This is a genomic window from Pseudomonas sp. LBUM1666 (assembly GCF_059695775.1).
The window spans coordinates 3,581,756-3,598,471 of the sequence record NZ_CP166789.1 but is presented as its reverse complement, the minus strand read 5'-3'; the positions used below and the strand labels follow the sequence as shown (position 1 = coordinate 3,598,471).

Annotated in this window: 11 protein-coding genes and 2 riboswitches; of the genes, 5 read left to right on the top strand and 6 right to left on the bottom strand. The window is 60.6% G+C overall.

Going from position 1 to position 16,716, the window contains the following annotated elements; all coding sequences use genetic code 11:
* Positions 1-394: 394 nt before the first annotated feature.
* Positions 395-1,438, top strand: a complete 1,044-nt coding sequence (locus ACA056_RS16280) for an ABC transporter substrate-binding protein (RefSeq protein ID WP_497266084.1) — start codon at positions 395-397, stop codon at positions 1,436-1,438.
* On the opposite strand, the gene ACA056_RS16275 is transcribed toward ACA056_RS16280, so the two are convergent.
* Both ACA056_RS16275 and metH read right to left on the bottom strand, forming a co-directional pair.
* On the bottom strand, positions 1,435-1,653 hold the full coding sequence (locus ACA056_RS16275) for a DUF2970 domain-containing protein (RefSeq protein ID WP_497266082.1): 219 nt from the start codon (positions 1,651-1,653) through the stop codon (positions 1,435-1,437). The two genes, ACA056_RS16280 and ACA056_RS16275, sit on opposite strands and share 4 nt — an antisense overlap.
* A gap of 98 nt (positions 1,654-1,751) precedes the next feature.
* Positions 1,752-5,462: a methionine synthase gene (gene metH, locus ACA056_RS16270; RefSeq protein ID WP_497266080.1), complete on the bottom strand. Its 3,711-nt coding sequence runs from the start codon at positions 5,460-5,462 to the stop codon at positions 1,752-1,754.
* A gap of 155 nt (positions 5,463-5,617) precedes the next feature.
* Here metH and ACA056_RS16265 point away from each other — a divergent pair, with 155 nt between their 5' ends.
* Both ACA056_RS16265 and nfuA read left to right on the top strand, forming a co-directional pair.
* Positions 5,618-7,912: a fatty acid cis/trans isomerase gene (locus ACA056_RS16265; protein WP_497266078.1), complete on the top strand. Its 2,295-nt coding sequence runs from the start codon at positions 5,618-5,620 to the stop codon at positions 7,910-7,912.
* A gap of 188 nt (positions 7,913-8,100) precedes the next feature.
* Complete coding sequence (gene nfuA, locus ACA056_RS16260; RefSeq protein ID WP_007898222.1) at positions 8,101-8,685, top strand: Fe-S biogenesis protein NfuA; 585 nt, start codon at positions 8,101-8,103, stop codon at positions 8,683-8,685.
* A gap of 161 nt (positions 8,686-8,846) precedes the next feature.
* Here nfuA and cobM read toward each other — a convergent pair whose 3' ends face one another.
* The 4 genes from cobM to ACA056_RS16240 all read right to left on the bottom strand — a co-directional run bounded on the left by cobM (position 8,847) and on the right by ACA056_RS16240 (position 11,009).
* Entirely contained in the window at positions 8,847-9,593 is a 747-nt protein-coding gene (cobM, locus tag ACA056_RS16255) for a precorrin-4 C(11)-methyltransferase (RefSeq protein ID WP_008150987.1), read from the bottom strand.
* 83 nt (positions 9,594-9,676) lie between these two features.
* Positions 9,677-10,090 (bottom strand): cobalamin biosynthesis protein, encoded by a 414-nt coding sequence (locus ACA056_RS16250; protein ID WP_497266075.1) that lies wholly within the window; start codon positions 10,088-10,090, stop codon positions 9,677-9,679.
* A complete protein-coding gene (locus tag ACA056_RS16245) occupies positions 10,087-10,794 on the bottom strand; it encodes a CbtA family protein (protein ID WP_497266073.1) in 708 nt (235 codons plus the stop codon). The genes ACA056_RS16250 and ACA056_RS16245 overlap by 4 nt, the downstream gene beginning before the upstream one ends.
* Positions 10,795-10,805: 11 nt before the next feature.
* Entirely contained in the window at positions 10,806-11,009 is a 204-nt protein-coding gene (locus ACA056_RS16240) for a CbtB domain-containing protein (protein ID WP_056741506.1), read from the bottom strand.
* 121 nt (positions 11,010-11,130) lie between these two features.
* Positions 11,131-11,359, bottom strand: a riboswitch (cobalamin riboswitch).
* Between the two features lie 175 nt (positions 11,360-11,534).
* Positions 11,535-11,749: riboswitch (cobalamin riboswitch) on the top strand.
* A gap of 100 nt (positions 11,750-11,849) precedes the next feature.
* Here ACA056_RS16240 and cobW point away from each other — a divergent pair.
* The gene (gene cobW / locus ACA056_RS16235) at positions 11,850-12,911 is read left to right on the top strand and encodes a cobalamin biosynthesis protein CobW (protein WP_149630175.1); all 1,062 of its coding nucleotides are present in this window, start codon (positions 11,850-11,852) and stop codon (positions 12,909-12,911) included.
* A 3-nt stretch (positions 12,912-12,914) separates the two neighbouring features.
* Positions 12,915-16,688 carry a cobaltochelatase subunit CobN gene (gene cobN / locus ACA056_RS16230; RefSeq protein ID WP_497266070.1) on the top strand — a complete coding sequence of 1,258 codons (3,774 nt, stop codon included), beginning with the start codon at positions 12,915-12,917 and terminating at the stop codon, positions 16,686-16,688.
* The last annotated feature ends 28 nt before the right edge of the window (positions 16,689-16,716 follow it).

The following is a 16,716-nucleotide window of genomic DNA, read 5'->3' as shown; positions in this document are numbered from 1 at the left end:
AGTATATGTAAAGAACCAAAACGACTAACGAGAACCGTTATTACTAAACCCTTATTTGTGGTGCGGGCAATCGTCGTCTTTACTGTGCTCGAGTCTTTATGCAATCACCGATAAAACCGACAAGAGGCGATGCAATGAGCAACCCTACTAAAACGTCAAAACCCGATAGCACGGTCGATGCTTGGGCAATTCTGTTCCTGATCATTCTGGTCGTGGGCACAGCGGTATTTTGGGTCAGCCATCAATAACCGACCCCGTCCGGGCTCCATTCCGACGATTGTCGGACAATAACCGGAATAAACGCCGTTTTCCGGGACTTCGCTGGCTATAATGCGCGGCGAATTGCCGGGGGGCTCGGACGATCAATGTTGAAGTTTTCTACTCATTCCTGCTGATGCTTGGCGCGGTTTACGGCCCCGTTGCGCGCGCGGAATCGGTATTGTTCCTGAGCCCCGGAAAGACTGACGAAGCCTTCTGGATCAGCTATTCGCAATTCATGCAGGCGGCAGCCACGGATCTGGGCATTGATCTGCGAATTCTCTATTCCCGACGCATGCCGGAGCTCACGTTGGCGCAAGCGCGTCAGGCGCTGCAAGGCCCCGATCGTCCGGACTATCTGGTGTTCGCCAACGAACAGTACGTCGCCCCGCAGATCATTCGTCTGGCCCAGGGCAGCGGGGTAAAGCTGTTTATGGTTAACGCTTCGCTGACGGCCAATCAGCAGAGTCTGCTGGGGGATCGCTCTGATCAGTTGGGCAGCCTGGTGCCCAACGATGAGGAGGGTGGCTACCTGATGCTCAAGGAACTGATTCGCCAGCATCCGCCCGCGGCGCCCGGTCAGGTCATTGAGTTGCTAGCGTTTTCCGGCCTGAAGATCACCCCTTCGGCGCAACTGCGCGAGCAAGGCATGATGCGGGCCTTGGCCGAGCACCCTGAAGTGCGGTTGCGCCAACTGGTTTATAGCGGCTGGACTCGGGAACGGGCCTACGAACAGGCCAAACTTCTGTTTCGGCGTTACCCGAAGGTCTCGCTGGTGTGGTCAGCCAATGACGAAATGGCGTTTGGCGCCATGCAGGCGTATTCGGAGACGGGTGGGATACCCGGCAAGGATGCGTTGTTCAGTGCGGTCAACACCTCGCCGGCGGCGTTACAGGCGACAGTCGACGGACGCATCAGCGTGCTGTTGGGCGGGCACTTCACGTTGGGCGGCTGGGCGCTGGTGGAGTTGCATGATCTTGAGCAGGGCGTGGATCTCAGCCATTACGGCGGCCGAGACCGGCAAATCCCGTTGTTGCAACTGATCGACAAGGCACAGGCCAAGCGATTGCTGGCCATGGGAGAATCACCGGATTACGGTGTGAACTTCCGCCGTCTTTCAGCCAAGGGCCGGTCGACGTCGTATCGCTATCCGTTCAGCCTGCAAACCTTGATGCGCTAAACCCCGGCCAGATGCACCACCAGTTGCACGATGCCATACAGCGTCAATGCGAACACCGCGGTGAACAATATCCCCAGAATCACGAAATGACTGGGTTTGCCGTGAGTGAAGTCCCGCGCCCGGTTCTTCCCGCTCTGCACCCCGAACGCCGCCGCCATGATGCTATGCAGCATCTGCCAGAAAGTGGGCGGCTTGTTGTCGGCTGGATCGTCCATAAACCCCTCGTCACGCATGTGTGAGAGCTAAGCATAGACAATGTTGCAGTGATAGATCGTTCCCACGCAGAGTGAGGGAACGATCAGAGGGAAGGGAGTTAGTTGTCGTAACCCAGGTTCGGCGCCAACCACCGCTCAGTTACGCTCAACTCCTGACCCTTGCGCGACGTGTAGCTCTGCACCTGATCCTTGTCGATCTTGCCCACGGCAAAATACTGCGCCTGCGGGTGAGCAAAGTACCAACCGCTGACCGCTGCTGCCGGGAACATGGCGTAGTGCTCGGTAAGGAACACGCCGCTGCGGCCAGCTTTCATTTCCGAGGCCTCAGGGTCCAGCAACTTGAACAGCGTGGATTTCTCGGTGTGATCCGGGCAGGCCGGGTAGCCCGGGGCAGGGCGGATGCCGGTGTATTGCTCTTTGATCAGCGCCTCGTTGTCGAGCGTCTCGTCCTTGGCGTAACCCCAGTAATCTTTACGGACCTGCTGGTGCAGCCACTCGGCGCAAGCCTCGGCCAAGCGGTCGGCCAAGGCCTTGACCATGATCGAGTTGTAATCGTCGCCGGCATCCTGATAGGCCTTGGCCACTTCTTCGGCGCCGATCCCGGCAGTGGTGATGAAACCACCCACGTAGTCGGTCACTTCGCTGTCCTTCGGTGCAACGAAGTCAGCCAGGGAGAAGTTCGGTTTGCCGTCGGTCTTGATGATCTGCTGACGCAGGTGATGCAGCTTGGCAATCGGCTTGCCGTCATCGCCATAGACTTCAATGTCATCTTCACGCACCTGGTTGGCCGGCCAGAAGCCGAACACCGCACGGGCGCTGATGAGTTTCTCGTCGATCAGCTTGGCGAGCATTTCCTGAGCATCGGCGAACAGCGCAGTGGCGGCTTCACCGACCACTTCGTCCTGCAGAATGCGCGGGTACTTGCCAGCCAGGTCCCAGGAGATAAAGAACGGCGTCCAGTCGATGTATTCGGCCAGGACTTTCAAGTCGATGTTGTCCAGCACCTTGGCACCGGTAAACGTCGGTTTGACCGGCTCGTAAGTGCTCCAGTCGAACTGTGGCTTCTTGGCGATGGCCGCCGGGTAGCTCAGGCGTTCGGTGCGGGCGCTGCGGTTGGCGGTGCGCTCGCGGACTTCGATGTATTCCAGGCGAGTCTTCTCGATGAACGCCGGCTTCAATTCCTTGGACAGCAACTGCGTCGCCACGCCCACGGCGCGAGAGGCGTCGGTGACATAGATCACTGCGTCGTTGCTGTATTTGGGCTCGATCTTCACCGCCGTGTGCGCTTTCGAGGTGGTCGCGCCACCGATCATCAGCGGCAGATGGAAGTCCTGACGCTGCATCTCGCGGGCGACGTGGACCATTTCATCCAGCGAAGGGGTGATCAGCCCGGACAGGCCGATGATGTCGCACTTCTGCTCCTTGGCTACCTGCAGGATTTTCTCGGCCGGGACCATCACGCCGAGGTCGACGATGTCGTAGCCGTTACAGCCCAGCACCACGCCGACGATGTTCTTGCCGATGTCGTGCACGTCGCCTTTTACCGTGGCCATCAGGATTTTGCCCTTGGCTTCCGGTTTGTCGCCTTTTTCCAGTTCGATGAACGGGATCAAGTGGGCCACGGCCTGCTTCATCACGCGGGCGGATTTCACCACTTGCGGCAGGAACATTTTGCCGGCGCCGAACAGGTCGCCGACGATGTTCATGCCGGACATCAGCGGGCCTTCGATTACTTCGATCGGGCGAGCGAACGACTGACGCGATTCTTCGGTGTCTTCAACAATGTGCGTAGTGATGCCTTTGACCAGCGCATGCTCCAGACGCTTGTTGACGGGCCAGCCGCGCCACTCTTCGGTCTCGGCTTCCTTGACGCTGCCGTCGCCCTTGTACTTGTCGGCAATGGCGAGGAGGGCGTCAGTGCCTTCCGGGGTGCGGTTGAGCACTACGTCTTCCACGGCGTCACGCAGTTCGGCCGGGATCTGGTCGTAGATCTCCAGCTGGCCGGCGTTGACGATACCCATGGTCAGGCCGTTGCGGATCGCATACAGCAGGAACACCGAGTGAATCGCCTCGCGCACCGGGTTGTTGCCCCGGAACGAAAACGACACGTTGGACACGCCTCCGGAGGTCAGCGCGTACGGCAGTTCGTCACGGATGTAGGCACAGGCGTTGATGAAGTCCACAGCGTAGTTGTTGTGTTCTTCGATGCCGGTGGCGATGGCGAAGATGTTCGGGTCGAAGATGATGTCTTCCGGCGGGAAGCCGACTTCGTTGACCAGAATGTCGTAGGAGCGTTTGCAGATTTCTTTCTTGCGCGCTTCGGTGTCGGCCTGGCCGGCTTCGTCGAAGGCCATCACCACCACGGCGGCGCCGTAGCGCTTGCACAGTTTGGCGTGATGAATGAACTGCTCGACGCCTTCTTTCATGCTGATCGAGTTGACGATGCCCTTGCCCTGAATGCATTTCAGGCCGGCTTCGATCACTTCCCACTTGGAGGAGTCGATCATGATCGGTACGCGGGAGATGTCTGGCTCGCCGGCAATCAGATTGAGGAAGGTCACCATGGCCTTCTTCGAATCGAGCATCCCTTCGTCCATGTTGATGTCGATCACCTGGGCGCCGGCTTCGACCTGTTGCAGGGCGACTTCCAGGGCTTCGGTGTAGTTGTCTTCACGGATCAGGCGGGCGAACTTGGCTGAACCGGTGATGTTGGTCCGCTCGCCGACGTTGATGAACAACGAGTTGCGATCGATGGTGAACGGTTCCAGGCCCGACAGGCGGCAGGCCTTCGGGATGTCCGGAATTTCACGCGGCGCATAACCGGCCACGGCCTTGGCGATGGCTTCGATATGGCCCGGCGTGGTGCCGCAGCAACCGCCGACGATGTTGAGGAAGCCGCTTTGGGCGAATTCTTCGATGACCTTGGCAGTTTCCGACGGCAGTTCGTCGTACTCGCCGAATTCGTTCGGCAGGCCGGCGTTCGGGTGCGCGGATACGTGGGTGCTGGCCTTGTTCGACAGCTCTTCCAGGTACGGACGCAACTCGCTGGCGCCGAGGGCGCAGTTCAGGCCGACCGAGATCGGCTTGGCGTGGGCCACGGAGTTCCAGAAGGCTTCGGTGGTCTGGCCGGAGAGCGTACGGCCGGAGGCATCGGTAATGGTGCCGGAGATCATGATCGGCAATTCGACGCCGAGTTCTTCGTACACACCTTGCACCGCGAAAATCGCCGCTTTGGCGTTCAGGGTGTCGAAAATGGTCTCGATCAGGATCAGGTCGGCGCCGCCTTCGATCAGGCCTTTGGTGGCCTCGGTGTAGTTTTCCACCAGTTCATCGAAGGTCACGTTGCGGTAGCCGGGGTTGTTCACGTCAGGCGACAGCGAGCAGGTGCGACTTGTAGGACCGAGCACGCCAGCGACGAAGCGCGGCTTGTCCGGGGTTTCCAGGGTCTTGGCGTCTGCAACCTTGCGCGCCAGACGTGCGCCTTCTACGTTTAGCTCGTACGCCAGGCCTTGCATGCCGTAATCGGCCTGGGACACCTGGGTGGCGTTGAAGGTGTTGGTTTCCAGAATGTCGGCGCCGGCATCCAGGTAGGCTTTCTCGATGGCGCCAATCACGTCCGGGCGTGTCAGGATCAACAGGTCGTTGTTGCCCTTGACGTCACTTGGCCAGTCGGCGAAGCGTTTGCCGCGGTAGTCCTGCTCTTCGAGCTTGTAGCTCTGGATCATCGTGCCCATGCCGCCATCGAGAATCAGGATGCGCTCTTTGAGGGCGTGCTTGAGAGCTTGAAGGCGAACACTGCGATCGGACATTTGGACTACTCGGAAAGACCATGACGAAGGGGCGGGATAATAGCAAACCTGTGCGGTTTTAGAGCATGTCCCGGTTTTGCATGAATATCGCTCATGTTTGAGTGGGGTGCAGACCGGTAGAATCGCGGCGTTTTTTCATGATCGGGACCAGGGATATGTCTTTTCGCGTCGTCAGCATGGTTTTGCTGTTTTTAAGCTGGGGCGCCGCCGCGCAGGATCCGGCCATTTCCTCTGCCATTTCCTACAGCCGGGACATACAACCGATCTTCACCGAAAAGTGTGTGGCCTGCCATGCCTGCAATGACTCCGCCTGTCAGCTCAACCTGGGCAGCGGTGAAGGGGCTGCTCGTGGCGCGACCAAGATCCCGGTCTACGACGGCGAACGACGCCAGGCTGCCGCGCCGACCCGGCTGTTTTATGACGCTTTCGGTAAACGCGCCTGGCAGCAAAAGGACTTCTATTCGGTGCTCGACGCTCAGGGCAGTCAGGCCGCGTTGATGGCGCGGATGCTTGAGTTGGGCCACAAAACTCCCTTGCAACCCAACGCCAAGTTGCCGGAGGACATCGTCCTTGGACTGAACCGGGAAAACATGTGCGCCATGCCGGCCGAGTTCGACGGCTACGCCAAATCACATCCCAAAGAGGGCATGCCGCTGGCGGTCACCGGTCTGACCGACCAGCAATACCAGACGCTGCAACGCTGGCTGGCGTCCGGCGCGCCGATTGACGAGCAAGGCCTTGTGCCGAGCGCCAAAGAAGCGTTGCAGGTGGTGCAGTGGGAAAACCTGCTCAATTCACCGGGCGCACGGCAAAGCCTGGTGGGGCGCTGGTTGTTCGAGCATTGGTTTCTCGCTCATCTCTATTTCAAGGACGGCGAGCCGGGGCATTTTTTTCAATGGGTACGTTCGCGCACACCGACCGGCCAGCCGATCGATCTGATCAACACACGCCGCCCGAATGACGATCCAGGCACTCAGGTGTATTACCGCTTGTGGCCGGTGCAAGGCGTGATTGTGCAGAAAACCCACATCACCTACCCGTTGAGCGCGGCGAAGATGGCACGGATCAAAAGCCTCTTCTATAACGGCAATTGGCAGGTCAACGCCTTGCCAGGCTACGGGCCGGAGCGACGGGCCAATCCGTTCACCACGTTCGAGGCGATCCCGGCCCAGGCGCGTTATCAATTCATGCTCGACAACGCCGAATACTTCGTCCGTACGTTTATTCGCGGCCCGGTGTGCCGTGGGCAGATCGCCACCGACGTGATCCGCGATAACTTCTGGGCACTGTTCCAGGCGCCTGAGCACGATCTCTATATTATCGATCCAAACTACCGCGGCCAGGCCACACCGTTGCTGGCGATGCCGGGGCAGAACGACGATGTCGGCAGCGTCCTGAGCCTGTGGCATGACTACCGCAACAAGCGCAACGAGTACGAGGCGCTGCGCCGTGACAGTTACGCCGATGCGCCGGCGCCGAGTTGGTCGACCTTGTGGGCCGGCAACGACAACGCCTTGCTGACGATCTTCCGGCATTTTGACAGTGCCTCGGTGAACAAAGGCCTGATCGGTGACGTGCCGCAAACGATGTGGCTGTTCGACTTCCCGCTGCTGGAGCGCACGTATTATCAGTTGGCAGTCAACTTCGACGTGTTCGGCAACGTCTCCCATCAAGCCCAGACCCGCCTGTATTTCGACCTGATTCGCAACGGCGCCGAGCAAAACTTCCTGCGCCTGATGCCGGCCGATTCGCGGGACGATTACCTCGACGACTGGTACCAGAACGGCGGAAAATTCAAGATGTGGCTGGACTACGAGGCCATCGACAACGACAAAGAGACGGCGCTGGTACTGGACAAAAAGGACCCGAAACGCGATTTCGCCCTGCAGTTGCTGGCCCGTTACGGCGACCTCAACGCCAAGCCGGATCCGATCAACCGTTGTGACGGCGCGTATTGCTCGCGGCCGAACATAGATCTGGCCTTGCAGAGCGCCGAGCAGGCGTTGAGTCGCCTGACTTCGTGTCCGGCGGCCGGGCTGAAGGTTATCGATAAGTTGCCGGAAGCGACCCTGCTGCGCATCGAAACCGCGGGCGGCAAGCGCGAGATCTACAGCCTGCTGCGCAACCGGGCGCACAGTAACGTCGCGTTCCTGCTCGGTGAATCCCTGCGGTATCAGCCAGGGCTCGACACATTGACTATTTATCCGGGTGTGCTCAGCAGCTATCCGAACTTCATGTTCAACATTCCGGCCGAGCAAGTGCCTGAGTTCGTGGACGAGATGGAAAACGCCAAGGACGCCAATCGGTTTGAAAAAATCGTCGAACGCTGGGGGATTCGTCGCAGCCATCCGCAGTTCTGGTTCTACTTCCATGACCTGAGCCGGTACGTCCATGAGACCGAACCGGTGGAAGAGGGTGTGCTGGACATGAACCGGTACGAGAATCATTGATCGACCTTTGAGGGTGGGTTGGTGTCGGATTTGAAAGGGTGGGAAAATGCAGCGATCGGTGGCTTAAAGGCCGGATTGACGGTGAACCGGTGAGGATGGCGATAACCGCTCTTTCCCGACAAAAATACTAGGACTTTGTACGGCGCGATGATTGGCGTAAACTGCGCCCAAGCCTGCGAGGAGTTTCCATGACCGCTATTACCATTACCGACGCCGCCCACGATTATCTGGCTGATCTGCTCTCCAAGCAGAACACCCCAGGCATCGGCATCCGCGTCTTTATCACCCAGCCTGGCACCCAGTACGCCGAAACCTGCATTGCCTACTGCAAGCCGGGCGAAGAAAAACCTGAAGACACGGCGCTGGGGCTCAAAAGCTTCACCGCTTACATCGACTCGTTCAGCGAAGCCTTCCTGGACGATGCGGTAGTCGATTACGCCACCGACCGTATGGGCGGCCAGCTCACCATCAAGGCGCCAAACGCCAAAGTCCCGATGGTCAATGCCGACAGTCCGGTCAACGAGCGTATCAACTACTACCTGCAAACCGAGATCAACCCGGGGCTGGCCAGCCACGGCGGTCAGGTCAGCCTGATCGATGTGGTCGAAGACGGCATCGCCGTGCTGAAGTTCGGCGGCGGTTGCCAGGGCTGCGGCCAGGCAGACGTCACCCTTCGCGAAGGCATCGAGCGCACCTTGCTCGAGCGCATTCCCGAGCTCAAGGGCGTTCGTGACGTCACCGACCACACGCAGAAAGAAAACGCCTACTACTAAGTAAGGCGTTCGCTGCAGACATAAGAAAACGGCGCCCCGTGAGCGCCGTTTTTTTATGCGTGAAATTCACTGACGCCTTCGCGAGCAGGCTCGCTCCCACAGTTGATCGCATTCTAATGTGGGAACGAGCTTGCTCCGGGCGGCGTTCCGACGATGAGGCCCTATGGCCGATACAAATGCGCATGTCCTGCGCGATACAGCGACGACTCACTGAAGTGATCACTGCCCAAAACCCGACCCACCAAAATCAACGCCGTGCGCCGAAACCCCTTGGCTTCAACCTTCGCGGCAATGTCTTCAAGCGTCCCCACCACCCAATCCTGATCCGGCCAGGTCGCCCGGTGAATCACCGCGATCGGGCAATCCGCGCCGTAATGCGGCAGCAATTCGGCCAGGATCTTCTCCAGATGATTGACCCCCAGATGAATCGCCATAGTCGCCCCGTGCTGCGCCAGGCTGCCGAGCTCTTCGCCCGCGGGCATGGCAGTCTTGTCGGCGTAGCGGGTCAGGATCACGCTTTGCGACACGTCCGGTAACGTCAGTTCCGCGCCCAGAAGCGCCGCGCAGGCCGCCGTGGCCGTGACACCGGGAATGATTTCAAACGGGATGTCGAGTTCGCGCAGGTAGCGAATCTGCTCGCCAATCGCACCATAAAGACTCGGATCTCCAGAGTGCACCCGGGCCACGTCCTGGCCCTTGGCATGGGCAGATTTGATCAGCTCGATGATCTGTTCCAGGTGCAGTTCGGCGCTGTTGACTACCTGTTCGGCGCGATGGCCTTCCAGCACGGCGGCGGGCACCAGGGAGCCAGCATAGATGATCACCGGGCAGCTGCGAATCAGCCGTTGGCCTTTGACCGTGATCAGTTCCGGGTCGCCGGGACCTGCGCCAATGAAGTAGACGGTCATCGTCGGTTCCTGTGAGAAAAAGGGGCTGGGCAAGGCTTCAGATGAAGATTGCTCATGATCAAAGACGGGGATTATCGAGGATTTTATGCAGCGCCGGCCAACGCCAAGGTGGCCTGGGCATATTTTTGTCGTGAGATCAGCAATTTTGCCGGTGCCTGGGCCAAGTGTTCGGCCAGGGCCAGGGCGGCACTTTCCGCGACGCCGTAGCAGCCGGTGCGTTCGAACGCGATGTCTGAACGATGGCTAAGTTGCGGTTGATAGACGGCCAATTGTTCGCAGCTGAAATACTGCAATGGTAACGCAAGCTGTTCGGCCAATTCGATCAAGCCAGGCTCTTCGCGCTTCAGGTCGATGCTGGCCAGGGCCTTGATCTGGTGAAGTTCGATTTTATGAGCCTGTAACGCCTGATCGAGCAGCGCCCGCAGCGTGCTGACGGGGCAGCCGCGCTGGCAGCCCAGGCCGACCACTAACGTCGGCGCTGTGCTGATCTCAATCATGCGTGGTACTGACCATCGCTTTTGCGGCGGAACAACCAGGCACTGATCAGGCCCAGGGCCAGCCAGAATGCCACGTTGGTCAGCTGCGAAGCGATTTTGAACTGCGCTTCCAGGGCTTCCGGAGCCAGCATCGAGTGGACTTCCGGTTGTGGTGCGCCAATCACGTGAGGAACGGCCAGGATTGCCACGCCGAGCACTTTCATTAGCCAGTGACGGCTGAACACAATCAATGCGATGCCGACGGCGGTGGAGGCGGCCGTGCCGATCCACCAGATCTGCCGTTGCGCCAAATCAGCCGCGGCAGTGCCCGGCAGCTCAGGCGGCAGACCGAGGGTCGGTGCCAGCACGAACGTGGCGTAACCGGCCAGGCCCCAAAGCAGGCCTTGGGAGGTTTTGGTCGGTGCGCGCAAGGTATAGAGGCCAGCGAGCATCAGGGCGAAACCGACTGCTACCACCAGGTTGCCGCCGGTGGTGGACAGCACGCGCTGCCAGCCGTCTTCCGGTTCCCAGGCTTCAGCATCGTGGGTGTGAGCGGCGACAGCACCTGCGGCGTGTTCGTGAACTTCAACAGCGGCAGGCTCGGATTTTTCGTAAGTCTCGGCCTGCAGAATCAGCGGAGCCACCCAGAAACTTTGCAGCAGGGTCAGCAACAGGGCGGCCAACAGCCCGGTGAACCCTGCGGTTTGCGCAATACGCTTGATCATGTCAGCAGGTCTCAATGGCACGGGAACGCAGAGCTGTGGCGGGTATCGTGCGCGGCGTTGTGCACCGCTTCGATGTGCGAGAAACCGGCGAAATACACAAGGCACGCGCCCAGGATCGACGCGCATGCGGCGGCGGTCAGGCGTTGAGTCAGGGTATTGGTGGTGCTGGCGGTGCTCTTATCGGTGTTGCTGCCGGTGCTGCTGATGATCGACATGGCGCTTCCCTCTGGTCTGTCAGCGGGTGATATAGAGCGCATGGAAGACCCCTGCGAGTCGGGCACGCAGAGATTCAAACAGCGCCCGCCCACCGCGGGTTTGTTATTCAGTGATCGTAATGGTCACTTTGTGTTGCGGGCCGGTCTCCGGGCTCACGAGGGGCGTTGGCTTTCGCCTTGACCTGCAAGCATCACCTTCCCATGCCGAACTGCTGGCACAGTGGATCTGACGCTTCGCTCGCTTACCGTTGCGGGGGCAGCACCGGACTGACATGACTTTAGAGTAAAGCACATGATTCACCGGTTTCCCGTTTCACCCTGTGAAGGGCACCCGTAACAAGGCGTGTAGGAGAGCATGGGCGAGGGTTGGGCGTCAATTGGCAAGGGTTCTCAACTCGAGACCAAGGTGACTTCTTCGCGAGCAGGCTCGCTCCCGCGGGGAAATGCGGTCACTGTGGGAGCGAGCCTGCTCGCGAAGGAGCCGGTGCAGGCGCTACAAGACATTGACCCGCCCCCACACGATGCGTAGCCTTGCGCTTTCGAGGTTCTTCGGCGTCTGCCGAAGCTAAGAAGGGAACGCGGTCGATGCCGCGGCTGCCCCCGCAACTGTGAACGGTGATGTTCGCTGCCACGCCACTGCAAACCCTGTGCAACGGGTTCGCGGGAAGGCGCAGCGAATGCCTGGCCCACAAGCCCGGCACACCGTCAGCCAGGAGACCTGCCTCGACACAGATTCTCACTACAACCGGGCGGGGTGATCCGGTGGCGAACTCTTCCGCGCGCGCATCCGTCGCAGCGATTGTCGTCCCGTATGCCCGCCACCTTGCCAAAGGGCATTCGATGAAAACACTGGCCAAACTCCCCGTCACCATCGTTACCGGTTTCCTCGGCTCGGGCAAAACCACCTTGCTGCGGCACATGCTCGACAACGCCCAGGGCCGCCGCATTGCGGTGATCGTCAACGAGTTCGGCGAGCTGGGCATCGACGGCGAAATCCTCAAACAGTGCTCCATCGGCTGCACTGAAGAAGAAGCCAACGGCCGCGTCTACGAGCTGGCCAACGGCTGCCTGTGCTGCACCGTTCAGGAAGAGTTCTTCCCGGTGATGCGCGAATTGGTCGCCCGTCGCGGCGACCTCGACCACATCCTCATCGAAACCTCGGGCCTGGCCCTGCCAAAACCCCTGGTGCAAGCCTTCCAGTGGCCGGAAATCCGCAGCGCCTGCACCGTTGACGCGGTCATCACCGTGGTCGACAGCCCTGCGGTCGCCGCCGGCACCTTCGCGGCTTTCCCGGACCAGGTCGATGCCCAGCGCAAACTCGACCCGAACCTGGATCACGAATCGCCGCTGCACGAGCTGTTCGCTGACCAACTGGCCAGCGCCGACCTGGTGATCCTCAACAAGGCCGACCTGATCAGCCCTGAAGACCTGGCCCGCGTTCGCCTGGAAGTCGCTGAAGAACTGCCACCAGCGGTGAAAGTCATTGAAGCCAGCAGCGGTCGTCTGCCACTGGACGTGCTGATCGGACTCGGCGCCGGTTCTGAAGAACACATCGACAGCCGTCACAGCCATCACGATCACCACCATGAAGGCGAAGACGATCACGACCACGATGCCTTCGACTCCATCTCCATCGAACTGCCTCAAGCCGACGAAAGCCTGCTGCTGGACGCGTTGACCCAACTGGTGGTCCAGCACGGCATCCTGCGCGTCAAAGGTTTCGCGGCGATCCCGAACAAACCGATGCGCCTGCTGATCCAGGGCGTGGGCACGCGTTTTGATAAACACTTTGACCGTCAGTGGGGCGCCGACGAAGCGCGCACCACGCGTCTGGTGTTGATCGGCCAGGAACTGGACGCCACTCTGCTTGAAGCGCAATTGCGCGCCGCGCTCAGCGTTTAAGCCATGCATCTGCTCAGGACCCAACCCGGCGGTTTCGTGTCGGATGACAACATTGCCGACCTTGGACAAACCCCCGCCGAGCTGGTGATCCTGTGCAGCGGCGACTCCAGCCTGGCGTTGCTCGCCGAAGCGGCGCAGCAGTTGCCCGACGATTACCCCAGCGTGCGTCTGGCCAATCCGATGCAGGTGCAGAATCACGCGTCAGTCGATCTGTATGTCGACGAAGTGCTGCGCCATGCCAAGGTGATTCTGATTTCGCTCCACGGTGGCATCGCCTATTGGCGTTACGGCGTCGAGCGTCTGGTGGAATTGTCCCAGCGCGGCGTGCAACTGATTCTGGTGCCAGGCGATGACCGCCCGGACCCGGAACTCAGCGAGCTGAGCACGGTGGCTGCCTGCGACCGCGATCGGCTCTGGCAGTTTTTGCGTCAGGGCGGCATGAGCAATGCCCTGGATTTTTTCCGCTGTCTCGCCAATCGTTGGCTGGATCGCGACTACGCCTGGGCCGAGCCGCAAACCCTGCCGCGCACGGCGATTTACCACCCGCACAAAAGCCCCGCTGAACTGAAGGATTGGCAAGCCGATTGGCAGGCCGATCAACCGGTGGCGGCGGTGCTGTTTTACCGCTCGCATTTGCAGGCGGCGAACACCGGGTTCATCGACATTTTCTGCCAGCGGTTGCAGGCGGCGGGGTTGAATCCGTTGCCGATTGCCGTGGCCAGTTTGAAAGAGCCCGGCTGCCTGACGGTGGTCGAGGACCTGTTGGACGAAGTCGAGGCGGGGGTGATTCTCAACACCACCGGTTTCGCTCAATCCAGCCCCGAAGCGCCGCACTTGCGACCGTTTCGCCGCAACATTCCGGTGATCCAGGCGATCTGCGCCCAGGACAACGAACCGGGTTGGCGCGCCAGCGAACAAGGCCTCGGTCCACGCGATCTGGCGATGCACATCGCACTGCCGGAACTGGACGGGCGGATCATCAGCCGACCGATCAGCTTCAAGGACCTGGCCTGGCGCAGCGAGCGCAGTCAATCCGATGTGGTCTGCTATCGGCCACAACCGGAGCGCATGGATTTTGTCGCCGAACTGGCGCGGCGCTGGATTGATCTGGCGCGAGTGTCCAACGCTGAAAAACGCATCGCTCTGATCCTCGCCAACTACCCGACCCGCGACGGTCGCATCGGCAATGGTGTCGGCCTCGACACGCCGGCCGCGGCGCTGAACATCCTGCGTGCGCTTTATAAAGAAGGTTATCCGCTACCCGCCGAATTGCCCGACACTGGCACCGCGTTGATCCAGCAATTGCTCGGCGGCGTCAGCAACGACCTCGACACCCTCGACCAGCGTCCGTGTCATCAAAGCCTGTCGATGGACGACTACAACCTGATGTTCAACGCCTTGCCCGAGGCCAACCGCCAGGCCGTGCTGGAACGATGGGGCACGCCGCAAAGCGACCCGATGTGCCGTGGCGGGCGAATGATGATCGCCGGACTGCGCTTTGGCCTGACCTTCGTCGGCATTCAACCGGCGCGGGGTTATCAGGTGGACCCGAGCGCGGTGTATCACGACCCGGATCTGGTGCCGCCTCACGCTTATCTGGCGTTCTATTTCTGGTTGCGCAACACCTACGGCGCCCACGGCGTGATCCACGTCGGCAAGCACGGCAACCTCGAATGGCTGCCGGGCAAAGGCGTCGGGCTGTCGGAAAATTGCTGGCCGGATGCGCTGCTCGGGCCGTTGCCGAACATTTATCCGTTCATCGTCAACGATCCGGGCGAGGGCGCCCAGGCCAAGCGCCGCACGCAAGCGGTGATCATCGATCACCTGATGCCGCCGCTGACCCGCGCCGAAACTTACGGGCCGTTGCGCAACCTCGAATTGCTCGCCGATGAGTATTACGAAGCGCAATTGCTCGATCCGCACCGTGCCCGGGAATTGCAGCGCGACATCCTGCAACTGGTGCGCGAGACGCACATCGACCGCGAACTGCAACTGGACGAAAAACTCGACAGTGATGCCGATGCAGCGATCTGGTTGCCGCGTCTGGACACGTATTTGTGCGACTTGAAAGAGTCGCAGATCCGCGACGGCCTGCACATTTTCGGCGAATCACCGACCGGGCGTTTGCGTATCGATACGTTGTTGGCGTTGTTGCGTATTCCGCGTGGCGATGGACGTGGTGCGCAATCGAGCCTGCTGCGGGCCTTGGCCAAGGCGTTCACGTTGGGCTTCGATCCGCTGGATTGTGCGCTTGCCGAACCCTGGAGCGGGCCGCGTCCGATTGAACTGCAATCCCTCATCGATGAAGTCTGGCGCACAGCCGGTGATACCCGCGAACGTCTGGAACTGTTTGCCGGGCAACTGATCGAGCGAGCCTTGCACACTGAGGTTGAGCAACTGAACGCGCCAGGCTGGTCAGAGGTGAAAGCCATCGTCGACAGCCTGCGCGAAGTCGTCGCGCCACGACTGGACGCCTGCGGCCCGGCGGAAATGCGCGGTCTACTCGATGCGCTCAGCGGCCGCTTCGTGCCGGCCGGCCCCAGCGGTGCGCCGAGTCGCGGTCGGCTCGACGTGCTGCCGACCGGGCGCAACTTCTACTCGGTGGACGTGCGTAACCTGCCGACCACCACCGCGTGGCGTATCGGCTTCCAGTCGGCCAACCTGATTCTTGAACGACACCTGCAAGACCACGGCGATCACCTGCGTCAGCTCGGCCTGTCGGTGTGGGGCACCGCGACCATGCGCACCGGCGGCGACGACATCGCCCAGGCCATGGCACTGATGGGCGTGCGCCCGGTCTGGGCCACGGGCAGTCAGCGAGTCGACGACTTCGAGATTCTGCCGCTGAGCCTGCTGGACCGTCCGCGGGTGGACGTGACTTTGCGCGTCTCCGGATTCTTCCGCGATGCCTTTGCCAATCTGATCCGCCTGTTCGACGCCGCCGTGCAAGCGGTCGCCGCCCTCGATGAGCCGGACGACCTCAACCCCCTGGCCGCCAAGGTGCGTGCCGAGCGCGAAGCGTTGATGCAATCGGGGCTGGATGAAGACGCGGCCAAGCGTCAGGCCGGTTGGCGCATCTTTGGCGCCAAACCCGGTGCTTACGGCGCGGGCGTGCAGGGCGCCATCGACGGTCGTCTGTGGCAAAGCCGCGACGACCTGGCCGAGGTTTATCTGAACTGGGGCGGCTACGCTTACGGCGGTTCTGACGAAGGCACCGCGGCGCGAGAACAGTTCGCTCAGCGCCTGAGCCAGGTTCAGGCTGTGTTGCAAAACCAGGACAACCGTGAACACGACTTGCTTGATTCCAACGACTATTACCAGTTCCAGGGCGGCATGCTCGCGGCGGTGGAAAGCCTCAGTGGTGAAGCCGCGGCCAGTTACCATGGCGATCACAGTCAGCCGGATTTACCGAAGATCCGCACGTTGAAGGAAGAGCTCAACCGAGTGATTCGCTCCCGGGCAGCCAATCCGAAGTGGATCGACGGCGTGAAGCGCCACGGCTATAAAGGCGCGTTTGAACTGGCGGCGACGGTGGATAACCTGTTTGCCTTCGACGCTACAACGCAGCTGATCGACGATCACCAGTATGCGTTGCTGGCGGATGCGTATTTGCTGGATCCGGCGACCCGGGATTTTGTCCGCGAGCATAATCCGCATGCGTTGCGTGACATGACCGAGCGGATGCTGGAAGCGCAGCAGCGGGGGATGTGGAAGGAGCCGGGCGAGTATCGCGAGGCGCTGGAGAATTTGTTGTTGGATATTGAAGAAGATGGATGAGCTCTTTAGAGCCACCCCTCACCCCAGC

What these genes read in the sequence shown, in the direction of transcription:
- cobM (WP_008150987.1), bottom strand. Translation starts at nt 9,593, where the DNA reads ATGACCGTCTACTTCATTGGCGCAGGTCCCGGCGACCCGGAACTGATC.
- ACA056_RS16240 (WP_056741506.1), bottom strand. Translation starts at nt 11,009, where the DNA reads ATGTCGATCATCAGCAGCACCGGCAGCAACACCGATAAGAGCACCGCC.
- nfuA (WP_007898222.1), top strand. Translation starts at nt 8,101, where the DNA reads ATGACCGCTATTACCATTACCGACGCCGCCCACGATTATCTGGCTGAT.
- ACA056_RS16265 (WP_497266078.1), top strand. Translation starts at nt 5,618, where the DNA reads ATGTCTTTTCGCGTCGTCAGCATGGTTTTGCTGTTTTTAAGCTGGGGC.
- ACA056_RS16250 (WP_497266075.1), bottom strand. Translation starts at nt 10,090, where the DNA reads ATGATTGAGATCAGCACAGCGCCGACGTTAGTGGTCGGCCTGGGCTGC.
- ACA056_RS16245 (WP_497266073.1), bottom strand. Translation starts at nt 10,794, where the DNA reads ATGATCAAGCGTATTGCGCAAACCGCAGGGTTCACCGGGCTGTTGGCC.
- cobW (WP_149630175.1), top strand. Translation starts at nt 11,850, where the DNA reads ATGAAAACACTGGCCAAACTCCCCGTCACCATCGTTACCGGTTTCCTC.
- ACA056_RS16280 (WP_497266084.1), top strand. Translation starts at nt 395, where the DNA reads ATGCTTGGCGCGGTTTACGGCCCCGTTGCGCGCGCGGAATCGGTATTG.
- metH (WP_497266080.1), bottom strand. Translation starts at nt 5,462, where the DNA reads ATGTCCGATCGCAGTGTTCGCCTTCAAGCTCTCAAGCACGCCCTCAAA.
- ACA056_RS16275 (WP_497266082.1), bottom strand. Translation starts at nt 1,653, where the DNA reads ATGGACGATCCAGCCGACAACAAGCCGCCCACTTTCTGGCAGATGCTG.
- cobN (WP_497266070.1), top strand. Translation starts at nt 12,915, where the DNA reads ATGCATCTGCTCAGGACCCAACCCGGCGGTTTCGTGTCGGATGACAAC.